The 22,214-nt window shown below is 62.5% G+C and carries 25 protein-coding genes; 10 read left to right on the forward strand and 15 right to left on the reverse strand.

Annotated elements, in window-relative coordinates; genetic code table 11:
- The first annotated feature begins 7 nt into the window (after nucleotides 1-7).
- The 6 genes from ACMHLQ_RS07885 (at nucleotide 8) to ACMHLQ_RS07910 (ending at nucleotide 3,903) form a co-directional block, all read left to right on the forward strand.
- On the forward strand, nucleotides 8-334 hold the full coding sequence (locus ACMHLQ_RS07885) for a hypothetical protein (RefSeq protein WP_415404231.1): 327 nt from the start codon (nucleotides 8-10) through the stop codon (nucleotides 332-334).
- The gene (locus ACMHLQ_RS07890; protein WP_415404232.1) at nucleotides 334-762 is read left to right on the forward strand and encodes an MAPEG family protein; all 429 of its coding nucleotides are present in this window, start codon (nucleotides 334-336) and stop codon (nucleotides 760-762) included. Before ACMHLQ_RS07885 ends, ACMHLQ_RS07890 begins: the two co-directional genes overlap by 1 nt.
- The gene (locus ACMHLQ_RS07895) at nucleotides 759-1,304 is read left to right on the forward strand and encodes a hypothetical protein (RefSeq protein ID WP_415404233.1); all 546 of its coding nucleotides are present in this window, start codon (nucleotides 759-761) and stop codon (nucleotides 1,302-1,304) included. Before ACMHLQ_RS07890 ends, ACMHLQ_RS07895 begins: the two co-directional genes overlap by 4 nt.
- The gene (locus ACMHLQ_RS07900; RefSeq protein ID WP_415404234.1) at nucleotides 1,301-1,711 is read left to right on the forward strand and encodes an MAPEG family protein; all 411 of its coding nucleotides are present in this window, start codon (nucleotides 1,301-1,303) and stop codon (nucleotides 1,709-1,711) included. Before ACMHLQ_RS07895 ends, ACMHLQ_RS07900 begins: the two co-directional genes overlap by 4 nt.
- 88 nt (nucleotides 1,712-1,799) lie before the next feature.
- Nucleotides 1,800-3,188, forward strand: coding sequence for a dihydrolipoyl dehydrogenase (lpdA, locus tag ACMHLQ_RS07905; RefSeq protein ID WP_415404235.1), 1,389 nt, complete (start codon nucleotides 1,800-1,802; stop codon nucleotides 3,186-3,188).
- A 214-nt stretch (nucleotides 3,189-3,402) separates the two neighbouring features.
- The gene (locus tag ACMHLQ_RS07910; protein ID WP_415404236.1) at nucleotides 3,403-3,903 is read left to right on the forward strand and encodes a fasciclin domain-containing protein; all 501 of its coding nucleotides are present in this window, start codon (nucleotides 3,403-3,405) and stop codon (nucleotides 3,901-3,903) included.
- Between the two features lie 69 nt (nucleotides 3,904-3,972).
- Here ACMHLQ_RS07910 and ACMHLQ_RS07915 read toward each other — a convergent pair whose 3' ends face one another.
- Genes ACMHLQ_RS07915 through ACMHLQ_RS07930 form a run of 4 tightly spaced genes read right to left on the reverse strand, consistent with a single transcriptional unit; the run spans nucleotide 3,973 to nucleotide 6,869 of the window.
- A complete protein-coding gene (locus ACMHLQ_RS07915; RefSeq protein ID WP_415404237.1) occupies nucleotides 3,973-4,575 on the reverse strand; it encodes a pyridoxamine 5'-phosphate oxidase family protein in 603 nt (200 codons plus the stop codon).
- Nucleotides 4,562-5,293 (reverse strand): lysophospholipid acyltransferase family protein, encoded by a 732-nt coding sequence (locus tag ACMHLQ_RS07920; protein WP_415404238.1) that lies wholly within the window; start codon nucleotides 5,291-5,293, stop codon nucleotides 4,562-4,564. Before ACMHLQ_RS07920 ends, ACMHLQ_RS07915 begins: the two co-directional genes overlap by 14 nt.
- On the reverse strand, nucleotides 5,290-6,165 hold the full coding sequence (locus tag ACMHLQ_RS07925) for a cell division protein FtsX (RefSeq protein ID WP_415405249.1): 876 nt from the start codon (nucleotides 6,163-6,165) through the stop codon (nucleotides 5,290-5,292). Before ACMHLQ_RS07925 ends, ACMHLQ_RS07920 begins: the two co-directional genes overlap by 4 nt.
- Before the next feature lie 26 nt (nucleotides 6,166-6,191).
- On the reverse strand, nucleotides 6,192-6,869 hold the full coding sequence (locus ACMHLQ_RS07930) for a cell division ATP-binding protein FtsE (protein ID WP_415404239.1): 678 nt from the start codon (nucleotides 6,867-6,869) through the stop codon (nucleotides 6,192-6,194).
- A 143-nt stretch (nucleotides 6,870-7,012) separates the two neighbouring features.
- On the opposite strand from ACMHLQ_RS07930, the gene ACMHLQ_RS07935 reads away from it, so the two are divergent.
- Nucleotides 7,013-7,822 (forward strand): zinc-ribbon domain-containing protein, encoded by an 810-nt coding sequence (locus tag ACMHLQ_RS07935; RefSeq protein WP_415404240.1) that lies wholly within the window; start codon nucleotides 7,013-7,015, stop codon nucleotides 7,820-7,822.
- A gap of 3 nt (nucleotides 7,823-7,825) precedes the next feature.
- Here the strand turns inward: ACMHLQ_RS07935 and ACMHLQ_RS07940 are convergent, their stop codons facing one another.
- From ACMHLQ_RS07940 to argH, 6 genes are all read right to left on the reverse strand, one after another.
- Nucleotides 7,826-10,429 (reverse strand): TIGR02302 family protein, encoded by a 2,604-nt coding sequence (locus tag ACMHLQ_RS07940; protein WP_415404241.1) that lies wholly within the window; start codon nucleotides 10,427-10,429, stop codon nucleotides 7,826-7,828.
- Between the two features lie 67 nt (nucleotides 10,430-10,496).
- The gene (gene lysA, locus ACMHLQ_RS07945; protein WP_415404242.1) at nucleotides 10,497-11,762 is read right to left on the reverse strand and encodes a diaminopimelate decarboxylase; all 1,266 of its coding nucleotides are present in this window, start codon (nucleotides 11,760-11,762) and stop codon (nucleotides 10,497-10,499) included.
- Nucleotides 11,763-11,818: 56 nt separating this feature from the next.
- Complete coding sequence (locus tag ACMHLQ_RS07950; RefSeq protein ID WP_415404243.1) at nucleotides 11,819-13,000, reverse strand: sugar-transfer associated ATP-grasp domain-containing protein; 1,182 nt, start codon at nucleotides 12,998-13,000, stop codon at nucleotides 11,819-11,821.
- A 99-nt stretch (nucleotides 13,001-13,099) separates the two neighbouring features.
- Nucleotides 13,100-13,417 carry a DUF2834 domain-containing protein gene (locus tag ACMHLQ_RS07955; RefSeq protein ID WP_415404244.1) on the reverse strand — a complete coding sequence of 106 codons (318 nt, stop codon included), beginning with the start codon at nucleotides 13,415-13,417 and terminating at the stop codon, nucleotides 13,100-13,102.
- Nucleotides 13,418-13,420: 3 nt separating this feature from the next.
- On the reverse strand, nucleotides 13,421-13,597 hold the full coding sequence (locus ACMHLQ_RS07960) for a hypothetical protein (protein ID WP_415404245.1): 177 nt from the start codon (nucleotides 13,595-13,597) through the stop codon (nucleotides 13,421-13,423).
- On the reverse strand, nucleotides 13,594-14,997 hold the full coding sequence (argH, locus tag ACMHLQ_RS07965; protein WP_415404246.1) for an argininosuccinate lyase: 1,404 nt from the start codon (nucleotides 14,995-14,997) through the stop codon (nucleotides 13,594-13,596). The genes ACMHLQ_RS07960 and argH overlap by 4 nt, the downstream gene beginning before the upstream one ends.
- A 26-nt stretch (nucleotides 14,998-15,023) precedes the next feature.
- Here argH and ACMHLQ_RS07970 point away from each other — a divergent pair, with 26 nt between their 5' ends.
- The 3 genes from ACMHLQ_RS07970 (at nucleotide 15,024) to ACMHLQ_RS07980 (ending at nucleotide 17,062) form a co-directional block, all read left to right on the forward strand.
- Nucleotides 15,024-15,590 (forward strand): TlpA disulfide reductase family protein, encoded by a 567-nt coding sequence (locus ACMHLQ_RS07970; protein WP_415404247.1) that lies wholly within the window; start codon nucleotides 15,024-15,026, stop codon nucleotides 15,588-15,590.
- A gap of 156 nt (nucleotides 15,591-15,746) precedes the next feature.
- The gene (locus ACMHLQ_RS07975; protein ID WP_415404248.1) at nucleotides 15,747-16,136 is read left to right on the forward strand and encodes a hypothetical protein; all 390 of its coding nucleotides are present in this window, start codon (nucleotides 15,747-15,749) and stop codon (nucleotides 16,134-16,136) included.
- Entirely contained in the window at nucleotides 16,133-17,062 is a 930-nt protein-coding gene (locus ACMHLQ_RS07980; RefSeq protein WP_415405250.1) for a sterol desaturase family protein, read from the forward strand. Before ACMHLQ_RS07975 ends, ACMHLQ_RS07980 begins: the two co-directional genes overlap by 4 nt.
- Nucleotides 17,063-17,144: 82 nt before the next feature.
- Here ACMHLQ_RS07980 and ACMHLQ_RS07985 read toward each other — a convergent pair whose 3' ends face one another.
- From ACMHLQ_RS07985 to ACMHLQ_RS08005, 5 genes are all read right to left on the reverse strand, one after another.
- Nucleotides 17,145-18,209, reverse strand: coding sequence for a Hint domain-containing protein (locus ACMHLQ_RS07985; protein ID WP_415404249.1), 1,065 nt, complete (start codon nucleotides 18,207-18,209; stop codon nucleotides 17,145-17,147).
- A 212-nt stretch (nucleotides 18,210-18,421) separates the two neighbouring features.
- Nucleotides 18,422-19,339, reverse strand: coding sequence for a lipid A-modifier LpxR family protein (locus ACMHLQ_RS07990; protein ID WP_415404250.1), 918 nt, complete (start codon nucleotides 19,337-19,339; stop codon nucleotides 18,422-18,424).
- A gap of 148 nt (nucleotides 19,340-19,487) precedes the next feature.
- Entirely contained in the window at nucleotides 19,488-20,174 is a 687-nt protein-coding gene (locus ACMHLQ_RS07995) for a hypothetical protein (protein ID WP_415404251.1), read from the reverse strand.
- A gap of 5 nt (nucleotides 20,175-20,179) precedes the next feature.
- Nucleotides 20,180-21,481, reverse strand: a complete 1,302-nt coding sequence (locus ACMHLQ_RS08000; RefSeq protein WP_415404252.1) for a TRAP transporter large permease — start codon at nucleotides 21,479-21,481, stop codon at nucleotides 20,180-20,182.
- Nucleotides 21,478-22,191, reverse strand: coding sequence for a TRAP transporter small permease (locus ACMHLQ_RS08005; protein WP_415404253.1), 714 nt, complete (start codon nucleotides 22,189-22,191; stop codon nucleotides 21,478-21,480). Before ACMHLQ_RS08005 ends, ACMHLQ_RS08000 begins: the two co-directional genes overlap by 4 nt.
- Nucleotides 22,192-22,214: the final 23 nt, after the last annotated feature.

The following is a 22,214-nucleotide window of genomic DNA, read 5'->3' on the forward strand; positions in this document are numbered from 1 at the left end:
GCTCGATTTGGCCAAAGACATTCGCGAGATCGACAAATCTGTAGACGAAGCCTCATTCAAAATGAAACTCGCGGAATTGATGTCTGCCCTTGCCGATGCGCAAGTCGCGTTGGCAGATGCAAAAATAGAAGTCTCCGAACTCAGAGCCGAAATTGCAGGGATGCAAGCAGGCGAGTCATGCCCAAAATGCCGCACCGGTAGGCTATCGGTTGTTTCTGTTGATCAATCACAGCATCAGGTTGGTTATGAGTTTCACGTTAGTAAATGCGATGAAGAAGCATGCGGATATGCCAACAAAAGAACCTTTTCTACAGCTGAGCGAAAGTATGTCTGATGACCCCAGAACTCATCTACCTCACCTACGCCACACTCCTCCTGATCGCCCACGTCCTGATCCAGGCCACCCTGTCCGACCTCTCCAAAGGCATCGGCTGGGCACTTGGCTCGCAAGACGAGAAACGTGAGCAAAATGCTATCGCCGCCCGCGTCGAACGGGCGCTCGCCAACTACCTCGCCTACTTCCCAGCCTTCGCCGCCATTGCCCTCGCCCTGACGGTCACCAATCTGAACACCGAAACAACCGCTATTGGCGCTGCTATCTGGTTCTGGGCCCGCGTCGCCTATGTCCCGGCATATGCCTCTGGCATCCCGCTTGTCCGTTCGGTTGCGTGGATCGTTTCGATGGTCGGCCTTGTGATGATGGTGCTGGGCATGTTTGGCACGCCCCCCGACCCCGTTCTGTTGCAGCCAGCCGACGGATGACCCTGACAGACGCATATCAACGCGCCATCGCCGCACGCCGCGCCTTTGCCCTGCCCGGCTATCCGACGCTGGCGCAGGCGGGCTTTGATGGCGACTATGTCTCGCCCATCCAGATGACGTCCGGCAACCTGACGGGGCCACTGCTGATCTCCAAAGACTGGCTCGACGCACCTTCGGCCGCCAGCAACCGGGCAGAGCTGCGCCGCACCGGTTACCTGGCCGGCATTCCCTACAACAAGGTCATCGACAAGGTTCTGGCGCTGCTGAACCTGACCCGGGCCGATATCTACATCACCCCGATCTTTCACCTGCTGACGGCCACGCGCTCGTCCACCATCCCGATCTCCCATGCGCGCGCCAGTTTCGATGCAGTCGGGCGGCACGAGCTGATGGGGCGACGCCCCGTGGCCCTTGGGACAGACAGTGCGCGGGTTCTCAGCCACTTTGGCGTCGACCATGTGTCCGCCCCACACCCGTCCGCCCGGATTGGCAGCTATGACCGGCGCGCGGACCTGATTGCACAGGCGGTGCGCGCCGCATGACCCCCGAACTCACCGCCCTCACCCTCGCGGCCCTTTTGCAAACGGCACAGTTCTACCTGATGGCCGTGCCGACAAACATCGAACTGCCGCAGGGCAAGACCCTGTCACCACGCGACCGGGACCGATTGGGCGGCGACATCGAGGATCAGGTATCGGCCAAAACCGCGCGCCTGATCCGCGCCTGGAACAACCATTTCGAAAGCCTTGCGTTGTTCACCATCGCGTGCGTCGTGATCACCCTGTCGGATCAGTCTACCCCGTTCACCGCCACCTGCGCCTACCTCTACCTTGGCGCGCGCATCGCCTATATCCCGGCCTACTATTTCGGCCTGACCCCCTGGCGGTCGCTGATCTGGTTTACCGGCTTTACCGCCACCACATGCATGCTGATCGCAGCGCTCTTATGACCTTCTTCTGACCGTAAATACCACGGGGGAGGCGCGGATGCGCCGGGGGCAGCGCCCCCACCCCGGCCAACAACAAAGGACCAAACCCATGGCTTCTTACGACGTTATCATCATCGGCTCGGGCCCCGGCGGCTATGTTTGCGCCATCCGCTGCGCCCAGCGCGGGCTCAAGACAGCCATCGTCGAGGGTCGCGAGACGTTGGGCGGCACCTGCCTGAACGTGGGCTGCATCCCCAGCAAGGCGCTGCTGCACGCCTCGCACATGCTGCACGAGGCCGAACACAACTTTGCCGCCATGGGGCTCAAGGGCAAATCGCCCTCTGTCGATTGGAAACAGATGCTGTCCTACAAGGAAGACACGATCGGTCAGAACACCAAAGGTGTCGAATTCCTGATGAAGAAGAACAAGGTCGACTGGCTGAAGGGCTGGGGCAGCATCCCCGCGGCGGGCAAGGTCGTGGTTGGCGACGACGTGCATGAGGCCAAGAGCATCATCATCGCTTCCGGCTCCGAAGCCGCAAGCCTGCCGGGCGTCGAGGTCGACGAGAAGGTCGTTGTGACTTCCACCGGTGCGCTGGAACTGGGCAAGGTGCCCAAGAAGATGGTGGTGATCGGCGCAGGTGTGATCGGGCTCGAACTGGGCTCGGTCTACAAACGGCTTGGCGCAGAGGTCGAAGTGATCGAGTTCCTCGACGCCATCACCCCCGGAATGGACGCCGAAGTACAGCGCCAGTTCCAAAAGATACTGGCCAAGCAGGGCCTGTCCTTTACCCTCGGCGCCGCCGTGCAAAAGGTCGAGGCGACCAAAACCAAGGCCAAGGTGACCTACAAACTGCGCAAGGACGACAGCGAACACGTGGTGGACGCAGACATCGTGCTGGTTGCGACCGGGCGTAAACCCTTTACCGACGGGCTTGGCCTTGATGGTTTGGGCGTCGAGCTGACCCAGCGCGGCCAGGTCAAGGTTGATGCGCATTGGCAGACGAATGTGCCCGGCATCTACGCAATCGGCGACGTGATCGAAGGGCCGATGCTGGCGCACAAAGCCGAAGACGAGGGCATGGCCGTCGCCGACACCATCGCGGGCAAACATGGGCACGTGAACTATGGCGTGATCCCCGGCGTTATCTACACCCACCCCGAGGTCGCAAACGTGGGCGCGACCGAGGAGATGCTGAAAGAGGCCGGGCACAAGTACAAGGCGGGCAAGTTCAGCTTCATGGGCAATGGCCGGGCCAAGGCGAACTTTGCCGCCGATGGCTTTGTCAAAATCCTCGCTGATGCCGAAACGGATCGTATCCTGGGCGCGCACATCATTGGCCCTGCGGCAGGTGATCTGATCCACGAGGTCTGCGTTGCGATGGAATTCGGGGCGTCGGCCGAGGACCTGGCCCTGACATGCCATGCCCACCCCACCTATTCCGAGGCTGTGCGCGAGGCCGCGCTGGCCTGCGGTTTGGGGCCAATCCACAGCTAAATCCACCTTGCGCGTCCCGCGAGGGGCGCGCCGACTGCCCATGCGGCAGCGTCTTGCCTATCCCGCGCGATTGGGGCGGAACTTTCCCGCCGATATTCTGGTTTCCTCTGAACAAGGGCGTTCTGGCCAATTCCTTTTGGCCTGCAAACCGCCTTTTCTAAGGACACCAAGGGCCACGTGGTCCCACCACCTTCACAATCGCAAAGGACATGACATGGATCGTCGCAGCACATTGAAACTTCTGGGGGGCGGTGCCGCCCTTGTGACCCTGGCCGCCTGTGCCCAACCGCAAGGCGATGACATCGTCGATATCGCCGCCGCGAACCCGAACTTCTCAACGCTTGTTGCCGCCATACAGGCCGCCGGGCTTGAAGACACCCTCAGGGGCGATGGCCCGTTCACCGTGTTTGCGCCGACCAACGATGCGTTTGCAGCCTTGCCTGCCGGTACGCTCGACACGCTACTGCTGCCTGAAAACCAGGATCAGCTCGCCAGCATTCTGACCTACCACGTGGTGCCGGGGCTGATCACGGCAGGCGACGTGCTGGGGACACGCCAGACCGTGACAACCGTACAGGGCGGGACGTTGGACGTGAACGGTGAAGTCGGGAAATTCGGCACAGGCGTCAAGGTGAACGATGCCAATGTCATTCAGGCCGACATCTTTGCCACTAACGGCATCATCCACGCCATCGACCAGGTGCTGCTGCCCTGATCAGCGCCAAACGGTGCGGCCCGGAAAATGACATCATTTTCCGGGCCGTTTTCTGAATTCAGAAAACGTTCACCACATGGTGCGGGCGGCGCGCTCGGGCCATGCGGTGTCGTAGGCCACACCGCCCTCATCACCGCCAGACGCCTCTGCAAGTATCTCACCCACCGTGGGCAAACCGTCAGCGTCATTGCGTGACCACAGCCCCGCCCGGATCACCGCCCGCGCGCATTGGGTATAGACCTCGCCAATCCGGATCACGATCACCGTTGCAGGGTGCCTGCCACGCTGCTCGAACTGCTCTCGCAGGGCGATGTCAGCCGTCAGCCGTGCCGCCCCGTTCACCCGCACAACCGTGTTGGAACCGGGCACCATGAACATCAGCGACACCCGTCCGTCCTCGACAATGTTGCGCAAGGAATCGAGCCTCTGATTGCCGCGCCAATCGGGCATGGCCAGCGTCTTGGGATCAAGCTGCATCACGACAGGGCCATCATCGCCCCGCGGACTGCCATCGGTGCCATCCGGCCCAACCGTGGTCAGAACGACAAAGCGCGAGGCCGAGATCCACTTGGCATACAGCGGCGTGAGGTGGTCCGCCACCTTGCGCAGCGACGCCGCGCCCGGCGTCCCATACAGCGCCTCCAGCGCCGGGATATCGTCAATGAAGTCCATCTGGCTCAAAACCTCCTGCCCGCATCAACGCATCCGAGCGCTCTTCCACCACCTGCTCGAGATGGGTCAGGAACGCCGTGCGCTCCATCCCCGGTTCGATCACCGGCAGGAATTCCACGACAGCCACCCCCGGCTTGCGCCACATGCCCTTGCGTGGCCAGAACACACCGACATTGATGGCCACGGGCACGCAAGGATACCCAAGCTGTTCATACAGCACGCCGGTCCCCACCTTGTACGGGGCCTTGACGCCCGGTGCCACGCGCGTGCCTTGGGAGTAGATGATCAGCTGGCCAGGATCAGTGCGCCCGGCCTCGACATCGGCCACCATCTTGGCGATGGCCGCACCACGCTTGCCCCGTTCCACCGCGACACAATCGAGACGCCGGGCATACAGCCCGATGATCGGCGTCCACAGGATTTCCCGCTTCATGATGAACTTGGCCTTAGGCAAGGCGGTAAAGATCATCATGATATCCAGAAAAGACTGATGCTTGGCCGCGATCAGCACTTCGCCCTCGGGCACCTCACCGCGCACCTCTGCCTCGATGCCGACCATCCAGCGCATCGACCAGAACACGTAGCGGCTGTAGGCCTTGCAGCAGGCGCGCGCACCCTCCTTGGAGGCCAGCGCATAGGGCGCATAGACAACCCCGTAAACCAGCATCATCACATACATCTGGATGATGAACAGGTAAGAGCGCACGGATTGCATCATGACAACGTCCTCAGGGCGCGGCTGGCCGCATAGGCCGTCGCGAAAAGAGCGACAAGGGCCGAAATGATGGGCAACAGCAGTGGCACGAGCCACCCCGCCCCTTGAAAGCCGATTCCGGTCAGAAATCCGGGTGCATCCCCGCCCGCAGGCAACAGCCAGACAGCCACCAACCCCAGTGCAACGCCCACCGCCGAACCGACGAGGGCGCGCAAGGTGAACCGCCGCACAAAGGCCTGGGCGATGTAGCTGTCTGTGGCGCCGACCAGGCGCAGTACGGCCACGACCTGCGCATTCGCCGCAAGTGCCGCATTGGCCGCCAGGGTGACCATCGCGGCGACGGCGCTGAGGATCAACAACGCCGCTGTCCAGCCCAGAAACCGCAACCGATTGGCGGCAGAGACCAGAGGCGCGCGCCAGCGCCCATGATCATCCAGCACCGCGCCCGGCACTTCTGCTGCCAGACGCAGGCGCAGGCCTGTTGCGTCAAACCCTTGCTGTGCGGCCACAATCTCGATCAGGCGCGGCACGGGCAATGTATCCAGCGGCAAGTCCTGCCCGAACCATGGCGCCAGAAGCGCCTGCTGTTCGGCATCCGTCAGCGCACGGGCCGAGACGATGCCTGGCGTTGTCGACAGCACCTCCAGCGCGGCTGTGGTTTGCAGCGCGCGCTGATCCTCGGGGGCCACGATACGGATGGTCGCCGTGCGTGCTAATTCGTCCCCCCAGCGCTGCGCCAACCGCCCGCTTGCCAGCGACAGGGCCAGCGCAAACACAGCCAGAAACGCCATCGCACCCGAAGCGAAGAGGGTCAGTTGCGCGGTAAATCCCGTGGGTGGGACAACACGGTCAGCGTGACGGTCACCCGCCATCATCGCACGCAGGGTCGCAAGGTCGAACTTCACAAATCCGCCCCCGCCAGTTGGACCCGCCGGTTGGAAATCCGCAGCACCCGCGCCTGTACCTGCGCCTTGGCGGCCCGGATGAGGCTCAGGTCATGCGTGGCGATCAACACTGTCTTGCCCATGCGGTTCAATTCGACCAGCAGGGTCAGCAGGCGTTGGGACATCTCCCAATCGATGTTGCCCGTCGGCTCATCCGCCAAAACGACGTCCGGCGACATGATGACCGCCCGGGCCAGCGCCGCGCGCTGGCGTTCGCCGCCCGACAACTCAGGAGGCACAGCCTCGGCCCGGTTGGTCAGACCGACCCAGTTCATCAACTCGCCCAGATCGGGCCCTGCAGCCTCGGCATGGCGCCCGGACACGGTGAGCGGCAGCGCGATATTGTCTGATACGGACAGGTGATCGAGGAACTGCACATCCTGATGCACAACGCCAATCTTGCGCCGGATCATGGCCACATCATCACGTTCCAGCGCCCGCACATCCGTCTGAAACAGACGCACATGGCCCGCCGTTGGCAAGAGGGCGCCGTAACAGAGCTTGAGCAGCGTGGTCTTTCCGGCCCCCGACGGACCCGTCAGAAAGTGGAATGACCCGGGCGCCAGCTTGACGGAGATATCCGACAACAGCTCGCCCCCGCCGTAACTATAGGCCACGTTTTCCAGATCGATCATGCCTGCCCTGCCCCTTGGACCTGTTGTGCCTCAGCATCATGCAGGTTTCAATGTGAATGCCGTCACTGCGACCGAGCGATTATGACTTTTCTGCACAGCGCCTACAACATATGGTAAAGAACAAGAACGAGGCAGGACCATAGATGCGGCTGATTTGTCCCAATTGCGACGCGCAATACGAGGTTGTGGATGATGTCATCCCGGCCGAAGGGCGGGATGTGCAATGCTCCAATTGCGGTCAGACATGGTTCCAGCACCATCGCGACCACACCCCTGACGAGGCAGAGGCCGCTGATCTGCCCGAAGATCTGGCCGAGCCCGACGACACCCCCGCCGAAGACGAAGAACGCGCAGACGCCCCCGAGCCGCAGCGTCGCGAGCTTGATCCATCCGTCGCGGACATCCTGCGCCAAGAAGCCGAGATCGAAAACCAGGCGCGCAGCCAGGCCGCCGAAGCACTGGAAAGCCAGCCTGATCTGGGTCTGGACAGCAGCGAAAGCGATTCCGAACGCCGCGCCCGCGAGGCCCGCGAACGCATGGCCCGCATGCGCGGTGAAGACCCTGGCCCCAGCCGGGTGTCCGAGGCTGCGGCGACGGCCGCTGCCATCGGGTCACGCCGCGATCTGCTGCCCGATATCGAGGAAATCAATTCTACCCTGCGATCCACATCTGATCGGCAGGCCGGCACCACCTCTGACGTGAGTGAACCCCAGGACGCGCCGGTGGCGCGCAAGCAGTCCGGGTTCCGGCGCGGGTTCATGTTGATGGTGCTTTTGGCGCTGATCCTTGGCGCAATCTACGTCTTTGCCCCGCAAATCGCCCAGGCGGTGCCGCAGGTCGATCCGTATCTCAGCGCTTATGTGGCCCAGGTCGACAGCGCGCGCGGGTGGTTGGACGGGCAGGTCACGGCCATTCTCACGGCACTCGACAGCGCTGCGCAAAACGGCGAGTAGCCTTTAGAACCGATCCAGCAGGCGTTTGAGATAGTCCAACTCGACATCGGGGCGTTCCCCGTCACCAGAGCGGCGGCGGATTTCGTCCAGAAGGTCACGGGCGCGGCGATACACGTCTTCGCCCTGCAACAGCCCCTCTTCGGTGCCGACCGATCCGTTTGATCCCGGATCACGGCCCAGTGGATCACGCGCATCGGCGCGGCGGTCGGATTCGGACATACCCTGGCCCTGCTGGCCGTTCTGCGCCTCTTGCTGCATCGCCTCACCCAGCGCGCGCATACCTTCGCGCAGCGCTTCCATGGCCTGGGACTGGTTGTCGATCGCCTCGGCAAAGTCGCGTTGACGCAGGGCCTCTTCGGCCCCGTCCATGGCGCGCCCGGCCCGGTCCAGCGCGTCGCGGGCCGCGTCGCCTTCGGGCGTGCCGGCACCCGGCAGATTGCCCTGCTGGCGGTTCAATTCATTGCGCAGGGCTTGCTGGCGGTCGGCAAGCGATCCCTCGCCCTGTCCATCCTGACCCTGCTGTTCGCCTTCACCGCCTTGCTGGCCGTCACCCTGCTCGCCCTGACCTTCACCGCCCTGGCTGTGCTGATTGCCACGGCCCTGGCCGCCATCGCGGCCCTCATTGCCCTGGTTCTCGCCTGCCTGAGCGTTCGGATTGAACTGTTCCTGCAAGTCGCGGAACGCCTGATCACTGAGGCCTTGCTGTTCGCGCAACGTCTCGGCCAGACCTTCCATCGCCTGCTCACCCGGCGACTGCCCACCTTGGCCTTCGCCCTGGGTCACGCGCATGTTTTCCAGCATTTCCTGCAGTTCCTGCAGCGCCTGCTCGGCTTCGGCCATGCGGCCCTGTTCCATCAATTCCTGAATCCGGTCCATCATGCGTTGCAGGTCGTCCTGGCTCATCTGCATCTGGTTCTGATTGCTGGACTGACGATTTTCCTCGTTGGCCTCGTTGTCGAGTTCGGCCTGACGCGACAGCTGGCGCATGTAGTCGTCAGTGGCGCGCCGTAATTCGCGCATCAGCTCTTCGATCTCGGATTGGCTGGCCCCGTCGCGCATGGCCTGGTTCAGGCGTTCCTTGGCCCGGCGCAACCGTTCCAGCGCGTCTGACAAATCGCCCTCTTCGATCCCGAGGGCGAGATCCCAAAGGTCGCGCGCCACGTCTTCCTGCTGCTCGTCCGTCAGCCCATAGCTGGCCAAGGTCTCGAGCTTGTCGATGGCGCGGCGCAGGCGCATCTGGTCGACTTCCTTGCGAAAGACGTCATCGGGGCGGTGCGCGACGGCGCGCAGGATCTGACTAACGCGCCCTGCGTTCTCTTTCGACCACAGCAGATCGCGGCGCTGTTCGATCACAGCCGCCGCCAGCGGGTCAAAGAAGCGACGCCCGGGCAAGGTGATCGCGCGCGGTTCGGTTTCGGATTGTTGTTCGGCGGCATCGAGCACGCTCAGCACCACCGTCACGGGCAGGTTCGCCCATGGATGTTCCGAGAAATCCTCGATCAACATTTCCTCGAACTGTGTGCGGTTGCCGGCGATGGGCATCGGCAGTGACACAGTCAATTCCGGGCGCGGCTCTGGTGCGATCGCCAGACCGTGACGGCGGTCGACCGCATCGAGGTTCAGCGATATGCGCGCCTCGCCCGCTTCGACCCCGTAGTCGTCACTGGCCTGGAAGGGCAAGGACATCTCGCCCAGTGCATCCGAGTCAGGTTCGTTCAGGATGGCCACGCTTGGCGCCTCGTCAGGCAGCACTGCCACCGCCCATGTGCGCCCACCGGGGCCGTTGATTGCAATCTCGCCCGATTGGACAACGGTAAAATCCTGCTCGGACGCAGAGGCTGGTGGCAGGTCGCCCAAGCGACCGGACACGGTTTCCGCAACGGTCAGCGCGCCGACCTCGCCATAAAGGCGCAGGGTGATCAGGCTGCCCGCAGGTACGCTCAACGTGCCTTCGGGGATGTCGTTCAAATAGATGGTGGGGCGCCCGGTGTAGCGCGGGCTTTCTGCCCAGCCTTCCCAGACAGGGCCCGTTGCCAATCCATCGCCTGCGCCCGGGCCCATGTCGGCCACCGACCCAACCCGCCAGATCGAACCGAAAATCAGCGCCACCGCAAAGACCAGCACCGCCACATAACGCAGCGCATAAGGATCGCGCCGCGCGATGCGCAGATCGGCAGGCACAGGCTGTGCCGCCTCGGCCCGCGCGGCCATGCGCGCCTGGTGCGCGCGCCACACGGCGGATGAGGCCGCATCGCCGTCACCGACAACCTGCGTGTCCATCAGCGCCTGAATGGGGCGACCGGGCAATGTCTCGTCAAGCCGAACAAGGGCCGCAGCACGCGTGGGCAGGCGAAACTTGGCAAAGGCATAGATCAGGGCGGCAATGCCACCAAGGGCGGCCACCACGACGCCAGCCCAGACGAGTTCCACAACGACGCTGTCTTGCAGGCCCAGCATGAGAACGGCCAAGACGGCCAAAACGATGGTGACCAAGGGCCAGGTCGCCTGCCAGAGGCTTTCGGCGAACATGCCTGCGCGCGTCCAGAACAGCGGCCAGCGCAATGCGTTCAGCCCACGCCGCACGTCATGTCTGGAGAAACTGGCCATAAACTCGCGTCCCTATCGGCGGCGCGGCGCACCATAGCACCCTATGCCTGTCACGGCCCCGAACGTATCAGAGCCATTCTGGGATGGTATCTCGATTTATGATTTCGTCAAAGGTCGGACGTGGGCGGATCACCGCGTATTGATCGCCATGCACCAAAACTTCGGGAATTAATGGGCGTGTATTGTACTCACTGCTCATTACCGCGCCATATGCACCCGCTGACCGGAAGGCGACAAGGTCACCGGCAGCCAAGGGCGGCATCAAACGCTGCTTGGCAAACGTATCACCAGATTCGCAAACCGGACCGACAATGTCGTAAGGTGTCTGCTCGGCACCCGGTGCGGGTTCGATCACCGGGACGATGTCGTGATGGGCCTCGTACATGGCGGGGCGGATAAGGTCGTTCATCGCGCCGTCGAGGATCAGGAAATCGCGCCCCTCGCCGGATTTGACATAGATGACCTCGCTCACCATGCAGCCCGCGTTGCCCGCGATCAGGCGGCCCGGCTCGATCTCGATCTCGCAGCCCAGATGGCCCACCGTCCGCTCGATCAGTTTGCCGTAGTCGATGGGCAGCGGCGGTGCCTCGTTGCTGCGGGCGTAAGGGATGCCCAAGCCGCCGCCCAGATCGAGGCGGCAAATGTTGTGGCCCTCGCTGCGCAGCATTTCGGTCAGTTCGGCCACTTTCTGATAGGCCAGCTCGAACGGGGCCAGATCGGTCAGTTGCGAGCCGATATGGACGTCGATCCCGATCACCTCGAGATTTTCGAGGGAGGCCGCCAGCGCATAGACCTCGCGGGCGCGTGCAATCGGGATGCCGAACTTGTTTTCGGATTTGCCGGTCGCGATCTTGGCATGGGTCTTGGCGTCCACATCCGGGTTCACACGGATGGTGATGGGGGCCATCACGCCCACCTCGCCCGCAACACGGTTCAGCACCTCCATCTCGGGCTCGGATTCGACGTTGAACTGGCGGATGCCACCGGTCAGGGCCAGACGGATTTCATCTGCTGTCTTGCCCACGCCCGAGAACACGATCCGCTCGCCCGGGACACCGGCAGCCTTGGCGCGCAGGTATTCCCCGCCCGACACGACATCCATGCCCGCGCCCGCATTGGCCAAAGTCTTGAGGATCGCCTGATTGCTGGCCGCCTTCATCGCGTAGCAGACCAGGTGGTCCATGCCCGCCAGCGCCTCGTCAAACAGGGTGAAGTGGCGCAGCAAGGTCGCGGTGGAATAGACGTAAAACGGCGTGCCGACAGTCGCCGCGATATCGGCGATGGCCACGTCTTCGGCGAACAAGGCGCCATTTTTGTACAGAAAATGATCCATGGCCCGCCCTTAGCGTTCGGCGGGCCGCAGATCAATCAGCATTGTCGCGCGGTGTCTTAGCGCCGCTTTTTCATCGCCGCCTGTTGCTTGGCCACCTGTTTTTTCTGCCGCTCGACGACGCGCTGCCAGATCGGGGCGAGGTCGGGGTTCTGCAACCCGCGATGCGTGGCCAGCTGGTAGAGCATATGCGCCGGATTATCGTTGCATTCCAGAATCTTGGGGCCGTCATCGGTCACTGCGATATCAAAACCGCATACTCCGAATTCAGGGAAGACGTTGTGCGCCTCCTGCGCGATGCGCAGCGTCTCGGCCCAGAAGGGAAGCGTGGTGCCCACAACGGGGCGGCGCGAGACGGGATGATCTGTCAATTCTTCGGCATTGGGGCCGGTGCCCCGGATACAGGATTGCACCGTGCCGGTTTCAAGATCGACATAGGCCAACAGGCTGCCGTCCTGCCAGAAGTTGTCGGACATGGCCGTCGGCGCCGGCATCTTCCACACCGCGTAGGCGGGCTTGGGCCCCGATGCGTCGTTACAGGTCACGACACGGACGCAGCCGACCGCAGGACCGGCGATCTCGGCCATCTCGCGGTGCGGGTCCAGCGCGGATTGGAACAGGAAACCGCCGGGATAGCTGGTCATCACCTCTTGGGCGAAGTCATCCACACCGCGGGCGGCCCCATTGGCCATGCGCAGCGTGTCGCTATCAATGCTGTCGATGCGCACCGATCCTTCGGACAATGAGCCGTGATGCGGCTTGCCGAACAGCGGATAGACCGCGTCATCGCGCAGAAACGCCGCAATGGCTGCCGCATCACGCAATGTGGGCAGCGCGCCAGCCGCGCGGTAACCACTGACCAGGGCCTGCGTGCGCGCGGTGCCGATGCCCAGTTGCGCCAGCAATTGCGTGTAAAGAAGCTTGTTGCCCACAAAAGACCGGGTTGGCACGGCCACTGGCGGGTTCATCAGCGTGTTCAATGCGTTGGTGCCGCCCTGGCCCAGGAACATCCGCTTCTCAGCCTTGCTGAGGTCCGGGTCATACAAACGCAGGCTGTAATATTCGTTCGAGCCGAGTTTCTGTGCCCCGCCCCGCATCGAGAAAATCTCGCGCATCTGGCGCATAGGGTGCACACCATGCTGCTGCATCACTTGCGCAATAACGGACGCTGCCGGTTTCTTGGGCGCATCGGGCCCTTCAAGAAGAACGCCACCAGGCGCGTCGATATTCGTGTCTGTCATTGCGTTGCCCCGCTATCATGCCAGTTTCTGCTCTGACGCGAAGGTAGTGGGCAAAAATGGCAACAATTGGGCGCAATTGTTTCCGTTTTGGCTCAAGTCTTAGGTAACCGGACGCGAGCGCAGGAACAGGTACAGCGGCAAGCCACAGCTTACCCCGATGCAGAAGGTTGCAGGGATCGCAATCAGCGCCAGCCAGTTGCGGCGCACCGCCACTTCAGAGACGATCCAGATGGTCAGGGCAAGGGCGGCGATGGTCAGATCCCAGACAAGACCGCTGGTGGCATTGTTCACATGCCACGCATCCACCATCGCCATGATGTCATAGCTGTTTTCGTTGAACCACCGGATGAAATACGTCATCGGGTGCACGGCACCCCAGATCGCGAGGCCAAGATAGATCAAGCGGACCGGGGCCATGGATCAAAAGACCCCGACGCCGACCGACAGGGGCCCTTTTGACAAGCCGACGGTGCCGCCTGTGTGAATGCCGCCCGATCCGATTCCGACGTTCAGGTTGGCCTCGGGCCGCACGGGTTCACCATCGACACCGCAGGCGGCGACCGCCAGCAGGCTGAGCAAGCAAAGGGCGCGGATCATGACAACATCTCCTTCCAGCGGGCAATCTGGGCGCGGACCTGCACAGGTGCCGTCCCACCATAAGATGTACGCGATGCGACCGAGTTTTCCACGCCCAAAACGTCAAACACCTCTGCAGTGATGCCGTCATGCGCCGATTTCATCTGTTCCAGCGTCAGATCGGGCAGATCGCAGCCCTGCGCCTCGGCCATGGCGACCAGCGATCCGGTGATGTGATGGGCGTCGCGAAACGGCAGGCCCAGCACACGCACCAGCCAGTCGGCCAGGTCGGTCGCGGTCGAGAATCCCGACCCCGCCGCCGCCGCAAGACTGTCGCGGTTGGCCGTCATGTCGCGCACCATCCCGTCCATCGCCGCCAGCGCCAGCATCCAGTTGTCGGCGGCGTCAAAGACCTGTTCCTTGTCTTCCTGCATGTCCTTGGAATAGGTCAGCGGCAGCCCTTTCATCACCATCATCAGCCCGGTGTTGGCCCCAAAGATGCGGCCCACCTTGGCCCGGATCAACTCGGCCGCGTCCGGGTTCTTTTTCTGCGGCATGATGCTTGATCCGGTCGAGAACCGATCCGACAGGGTGACAAAGCGGAACTGGGCCGAGGACCAGATCACCAGTTCTTCGGCAAAGCGCGACAGATGCATCGCGCAGATGCTGGCCGTGCCCAGGAATTCGAGCGCAAAGTCCCGGTCGCTCACCGCATCGAGGCTGTTGGCGGCCGGGCGATCAAAGCCCAGCGCCTCTGCCGTCATCTGCCGATCAATCGGGAAACTCGTCCCCGCCAAAGCAGCCGCACCAAGGGGCGACTCGTTCATCCGGGCACGTGCGTCGCGCACGCGGCTCAGGTCGCGCCCAAACATCTCGACATAGGCCATCATGTGATGGCCCCAGGTCACGGGCTGGGCGGTCTGCAAATGGGTAAATCCGGGCATGACCCAGTCCGCCCCCACCTCTGCCTGATCCAGCAACGCACCGATCAGCGAGATCAGTGCACCCTCGGCTGCATCGAACTGATCGCGCACCCACAATTTGAAATCCGTCGCCACCTGATCGTTGCGCGACCGCCCCGTATGCAGCCGCCCGGCAGGTTCGCCAATCACATCCTTCAGCCGCGCCTCGACATTCATGTGAATATCCTCGAGCGCGGTGGAAAATGCGAACGTTCCGCCTTCGATCTCTGACAACACCGTGAGCAGGCCTTCCCGAATGGCCGCGACATCCTTATCACTCAGGATGCCGGTGGCGCCCAACATGGCGGCATGGGCGCGCGAGCCTGCAATGTCCTGGGACGCCATGCGCTGGTCAAAACCGATCGAGGCATTGATCGCCTCCATGATCGCATCTGGCCCGGCGGCAAAGCGTCCGCCCCACATTTGGTTTGACTGGGCGTTTGCGGATTTATCGGTCATGGCTTTGCCAACCTCGAGGATAGAAGATGAAAAGACTTGTTGCTGCCGCCCTCTACATGGCCCTGACCTTGGGTGCAATTCCCGGCCACGCCGATACGTCCGCTGCTGCGGCCCTGCGCGAGGGCGATATGCGCAAGCTGATCTTTCACGACACCCCCGAGGCCGTGTCGACCGCAGCCTTTGATCTGGAAGACGGGGCGGGCAATGGCACGCTTGCCGATTACGAGGGCAAGTATGTGCTGTTGAACTTCTGGGCCACGTGGTGTGCACCCTGTCGCCACGAGATGCCCATGCTCTCTGCGCTTCAGGCCGAGTTTGGCGGGGATGATTTCGAGGTGGTGACCATTGCCACGGGGCGCAATTCGCCCGCAGGGATCACGAAGTTCTTTGCCGATACAGGCATCGACAACCTGCCCCGTCACCAAGACCCGAAACAGAAGCTGGCGGCGCAAATGGGCGTCTTCGGCCTGCCGATCACGGTCATCATCGACCCGGAGGGGCGTGAGATCGCGCGCCTGCGCGGCGATGCGGACTGGATCAGCGACAGCGCCAAGGCGATCATTGCCGAATTGATCACACCAAGCGGCAGCTGATCCGGATTGCAGCGTGCGCGCATCTGCGGCTATTGCCAAAAACCCGTACACGAGTCACGGGGTATCCCTCGGCGCCCCTACTGCATTGACGCCACGCCAATCTTGACGTCAACGCCCCTGCCCGGCTGAAATGCGAGCCGAGGGAGGACGGGACACGTGCCGCTGCACATCCTGCTGATATTGGTGGTCGGAGGCATTGCAGGCATTGCCCTGGCGTTGCACCTGTTGGGGCTGTCCAAGGCCGCGCCTTTCACGCCGGACACCGCGCGCGCTGCGTGGCTGCGCAACCGGCCCGATGACACGATCCTTGATTTGCATGTGACCCAAGACGGCTTTGCCGCCCGGGTTCTGACCGATCAGGGGCGCGGCGTGTTGTGGCATATGGGGGTCGACAGCTGCGCCCGTCTGCTTGACGGCTCCGAAACGCTCCACGCGCGCGGCAACGCCACGACACTGCACCTCAATGACTATTCCGCCCCCCGCATACGCCTGACCCTCAGCCCGGCGGAACAGGACGATTGGGCCAACTGGATGATCGAAACATGATGAGCGACCTGACCTATCCCGACATTGTGCAACTGGCCGTGCCGTTTTTTATCGCCGCCATCGCGATCGAGCTTGCCTGGATCGTCATCAAGGGGCGCGGCGGGCGCTACGAGACGCGCGATGCGGTCACGTCGCTGATCATGGGCGCGGGCAATGTCGCCTCGGGCATCGTTCTGGGATTTGTGGCCTGGGGGTTCTTCATGTGGCTCTGGACCCTGACGCCGCTTGATCTGGGCGCCAGTGTCTGGGTGGTGCTGGCCTGTTTCGTGCTGGACGATCTGCGCTATTACTGGGTGCACCGGTTCGGGCACCGCATCCGCTGGGTCTGGGCGAGCCACGTCAATCACCACTCGTCCCAGCACTACAATCTGACCACCGCCTTGCGCCAGACATGGACGGGAACCTTTACCTTCATGATGGTGGTGCGGGCACCGCTCATCCTGCTGGGCTTTCATCCGGCGATGGTATTGTTCGTGGGCGGGCTGAACCTGATCTACCAGTTCTGGATTCACACAGAGGCGATCGGGCGGATGCCGCGCTGGGTCGAGGCGGTGATGAACACACCCTCGCATCACCGTGTGCATCACGGGCGCAATGCGCGGTATCTCGATGCGAACTATGCCGGGGTGTTCATCATCTGGGACAAGCTGTTTGGCACCTTCGTGCCCGAGCTTGAGGCGGAAAAGCCTGACTATGGCCTGGTTCAGAACATCGGCACCTTCAATCCGATCCGCGTGGCCTTTCACGAATGGATCGGCATTGCACAGGATGTGACGCAAAGGGGGATCACATGGCGGGACAGGCTGATGTACGCCTTTGCCCCACCAGGGTGGAGCCATGATGGCGCACGCGACACGTCCGAGCAGATCAAGGCCAAGCATCTGGCCCGCACGCCAACAGACAAGGGCACGCGTGGATTTTCCTGAGCCCGACGGCAACAGCACGCGCGACGGCGTTTTCCGACTTCGGAAAACGGGCCGGAATATTACTTAATATTCCGCCACCGCCTCAGGCCGCGTGGTTCAGGATTGCCGCCTCGCTCGCACTCAGATTGCGGCGCGCATAGGTGCCGTAGGTGTGTGCGTCGAATTCCAGATCGGGCAAACGGGCAAGCAGACGGGCCCGGTCGTCAACGGCCAGCGTGGACAGCGCTGCGTTTGCGGGATGGAAGCTCTCTGTTTCCACCCCGTTTGCGCGCAGCACTTCGTGACGCGGCAACAACAGGTGCACATATGTGACGTGCCGCACTTTCAGATCGACACGGATATTGGTTCCGTTGATCAGGTCCTTGGCCGCCACCAGCACCTCGGGCGTGTTGAAGAGGTCGCGGGCCACGTCGCCCTTGATCAGCATGCGATGTTCGGGCGACACCAAGAGTTCCTGGTCCGGGCGTTCGACGCCAAGGGCGCCAGCGGCGATACGCACAGGGCGCAGGCGCGGCATGGCAAACAGGCGCGCACCCGTCATCCTGCGGCTGCCGACCCACAGGATCTCCTGCGCGCCGCTGTCCTTGGTCGCCACCTTGTCACCCTCGCGCAGATCCTCGATCAGGCGCGGGCCATCGGGCGTGTCGATCCTTGTTCCCGGGGTAAAGCAGATCACGCCACCCGACCCCGCGCCCATGTCGTCGCCACGGGCCGTGTTCAGCGTGTGATGCACCACCCAAAGGTCCGCATTGCGCGGCGGGATATCATCGAGGAACATCAAGAGCGCCGGTGTCCGCGGCCCCACTTCGATCACGGTGACGGTGTAGCTTTTGGCCCCGTCCGTCACGACAAAACTGCTGTCCGTCAGCAGCGCCTCGTCATCTGTAGTCTGCACCGTCTTGGGCGTGTCATTGAGTGCTGCGCCCACCAGACGATGCACCATGCGCGCAGCCCTGCGCCGCATCGCCTCTGTTCCGTCTGCCCTGTCCAGACGCAATACATCCTGCGGACCATCCACACGCACGGCGTCCCCACGCCAAGCCCATGCTGCACCCACAGCCAATGACTGCAAAGGTGCGGCCTCGAGACCGTCCACTTCTGTTTGCGACCAGGAGATGACAAACGTGCCACGAAAGCCCGTCTTCATTGCCTGTATGCCTGCCTTGTCTTTTTTTATTACGAATAGGTTAACAAAGCCGCGAGTCTGTGGGAAGTCCAAATTTGTGTCAGATTCCAGCGTGTTGCAGTGAGTAGTTCACGCAAAGCGCTGTGCAGTTGACGTAAATCAACCACACGTAAAGCGTGAAACAGGTTTCGCAGCCCCCGGCGCGCTTGGGCCTGCTGCCCTCAGGGAGCGTGCTAGAACGGCACCCGAATGCGGACGGACCCCACGAATTGACCCTCGCCTTGCCCTTCGAATTCTTCACCCAGATAGGTGAGGCCGTAGAACCCCGAGATGCCTGTCTCACCTTGCCATGACACACCCGCGCGCATCCTGCTGCGTGTATCTTGGGCGATCACGCCGCTTTCTTCCGGCAGAAATGCACTGTCGCTGACAGCGGCCACGTCAGCCCCAAACACGAAACTGTGCCCCGTCCAGTCGCCCAGAATGGTGCGGTAGCGGTGCCCGCTCACACTGTCGCGCACCAGCAATTCGCCTTGCCCCAGCTGCCCCACTGTGAAGTCCAGCCCGGCACGCAGCAACGTCTCGTTACCGGCGCGCGCCTCCATGAACGGTCGCACGGATGACCGTGCACCGGTGGCAAAGCTTTGCCCCATCTCGAACACGAGCGTTGGATTGATCGCATTGCCGATCTGCGCAGATTTCACCGCATCCGACGGACGCACGATGTTGAACGCGTCATGAAAGGTGTCCTGAAACTCGTCCAGTTTGGTCTGCGGGCCGACAAAGACCAGATCACCGCCCAGCGCAAACTCGGTCTGGCCGCGCTGGAAATGGGTGTGTAGCCCAACGGAAATGGCCCCGGCATAGGGGCGATCGCCCGCGGCCGGGTTGCGGATGTCGTCGGGCGCAAGGATTTCCGCCCCGGAGCGCAGTTCGAGCAATTGGCCGAACCCTGCCGGCGCGGTGCCCGTCCACTCCGGCCCCCACACCCGTGACGCCTGCAGGCCACCCGTGCGCCACCGGTCTTGCCCATCCCCGATAATGTCGTTCGTGATCAGGCGCCCATATCCCAAGCGCTTGCGCTCTTGCGCATCAGCGATTGAAGAGAGGCACGACACAGCGACCAGGGCCGCCAGAAAAACGCGAAGCATCAGGACATCCTGATTAAAATGTGCCCCCCGGGCCTGATCTGGTTACTGTCCTCGCGCCGCTTTGCCTAGTGCGCAATGGCCACAGTTGTCCAAACTTGCGCGCACACTGTGCTGACTTTGCGTCACCTTGCGATCCGCGCCGGGGTGGTTACCTGCCTCGAAACCCCGCGAGAAACGGATCGCGCACAGCACCGGGACATACGCTTTCGATCTCGGTCAGGATATCGCTGACAGGCAGCTTGGACACAGCGTGCAGCGCCGCCTTGTAGGGTGGCAGATTTGTGCATTCCAACAGCAGATGTGTGTGCGCCCCCAGTTGCTGCGCCTTGAGCAAGGCGACCAATTCCGCTTCGGCCCGTGCCGTGTCCAGTGTCGCCTGGTTATGCTCGATCACCTGCCGCAGATGCATCGACCCGGGCAAACCCACAACGCCGCAAGCATAAGCGCCGTGCGCACCGAGGTGGATTAGCCGCAACCGCGCGGCATCAAAGGTCAGGATCAGCACCTGACCCGGTGCAGCCGTCACGCGCAACCGGTCCAGCGCAGTCAAAGCCGAGCTGATAAAGGGTTTCGGGGTCAGTTCCGCCAGATGGTCCTGCCAATAGGACAGGAACCCGCAGGATGTCACGATCACGTCGCCCTGCGCCGCGCGCACCGCTCTTTCGAACGGGACGATGTCGATCAGATCGGGCCTGTCGCTGACGACATGCCCCACCGTCGCGCCCGGAATGCGGATGATGTCGACAGCGCCCACATAGGTTTCAGGGCATCCCACATCCCCCGGAATACGCGGAAATTCCGTGTCGAGTTGCAGGACAGTGACGCGCGGGGCCATGGCACCTATTGCCGGATGTTCTCGGGCAGCCACGTGGCAAGGCCCGGAAAGGCCACAAGGATCACCACCATCAGCAGCATCAGGCCCACCATCGGGATCGCCGTTTTGGAGATATAGCCGATGTCGTGCCGCGTCATGCCTTGCAGCACGAACAGGTTGAACCCGATGGGTGGCGTGACTTGCGCCATTTCCACCACCACAACGATGAAGATGCCGAACCAGATCACGTCGATCCCCGCCTGCCGGATCATCGGCTCGACAATGGCCATGGTCAGCACGACCGAAGAAATGCCGTCCAGAAACATGCCAAGGATCACGTAAAACACCGTCAGCGCGGCAATCAGCGTGATGGGCGACAGGTTCATCTGGTCGATCCACGCCGCCAGTGCCCGTGGCAATCCGGTAAAGCCCATGGACAGTGACAGGAACGCGGCCCCCATCAGGATCAGCGCGATCATGGCCGAGGTGCGGGTCGCCCCCATCAGGCTTTCAAAAAAGGCAGACATCGTCAGAGACCGCTGGAAGGCTGCGAGGGTGAGCGAGCCAAGCACACCCACCGCCGCCGCCTCGGTCGCCGTGGCCCAACCGAAGTACATCGAACCGATCACGGCAAAGACCAGCAACAAGACAGGCAGCAGAAACCGGCTCTCGGAAAACATCTCGCCCACGCTCATCGACGGCTCTGGCGGCGGGCGCTGGTCGGGGCGGAAATAGTGCCAGGCCACGATGTAGGACATGAACAGCCCCGCCAGCACGAGGCCGGGAATGATACCGGCCATGAACAGCTTGATGATGCTTTCGTTGATCGACACGCCATAGACGATCAGCGTGAGCGACGGCGGGATCATCAGGCCCAGCGTTGCCGCGCCCGCCAACGTACCCACGATCATGTATTCGGGATAGTCGCGCTTGCGCAGCTCGGGGATCGACATCTTGCCCACGGTCGTCAGCGTGGCGGCGGACGAGCCCGAGACAGCGGCAAATATGGTGCAGCCCGCAATGTTGGTGTGCAGCAACCCGCCCGGCAGAAAGCGCATCCAGGGGGCAAGACCGCGGAACATGTCCTGGGACAGGCGCGTGCGATAGAGTATTTCGCCCATCCAGATGAACAGCGGCAGTGCGGTCAGCGTCCAGCTGCTGGCCCCCGTCCAGATCGTGGTGATCATCGCATCGCCTGCGGGGCGGGTGGTAAACAGTTCCATCCCCACCCAGGCGACACCCATCAGCGCAAGACCGATCCAGATGGACGACCCCAGCAGCGTGAACAGAACGAACAGGAAAACGACTGTGGCATAGGCTTCGGTCATTCCACGGACTCCGACACGATGGGATTCACGCCGGTGACAAGCATGCGGTACAGCGTGTCCCACAGGGCCACCGCCAACAGGACGGTGCCAATCGACATCGCCAGTTGCGGGATCCAGACCGGCGTATAGATCAGCTTGTCCGTACTGTCGGCCATGGCCTGCCCCCACTCTCCAACCGCGCGGGATGGCAAGCTGAGCAGGGTCACGACCCATTCAGGGATCTGATCCTGCCCCTGGGTCCGGTCGTTGAGCATTTCGGAGAACACGTTGGCCTTGATCGCATAGCGCGCGAAATAGGTGGCGATCACCGCGCCGCCAAAGACGGCAAAGACGTCGAGCCACCGTTTCAGGAAAGCCGTTGAATTGAGGATAATCGACACCCGGATATGCGCCCCCCGGGTCATCGCGTGGCTGAGTGCGAAAAAGGACGTGGCCGCCATGGCATAGCCTGCGAACTCGGTCGTGCCGGGCAAAGCCACACTGGTCCAGCGCGCGATCATGCCCGCCACGATCAGGCCAAGGATCGTCACCATGAAACAGGCCGCAATGATGCCGCTGGCCACATAAATACCATCCAGGGCGCGCCAGATCGGGCGCAACACCCGCTCAATGCGCGGGCCAGCCACAAGGCACAGGACGGCAAACAGGCTGGGCAGAACAAACAGCCAGACCCAAAGCGGCAGACCCATGACGGGCGACCAATCGCGCATATCGAAATCTCGATTGATAAGGA

It is taken from the genome of Tateyamaria algicola (assembly GCF_047715485.1).
Lineage (GTDB): Bacteria > Pseudomonadota > Alphaproteobacteria > Rhodobacterales > Rhodobacteraceae > Tateyamaria.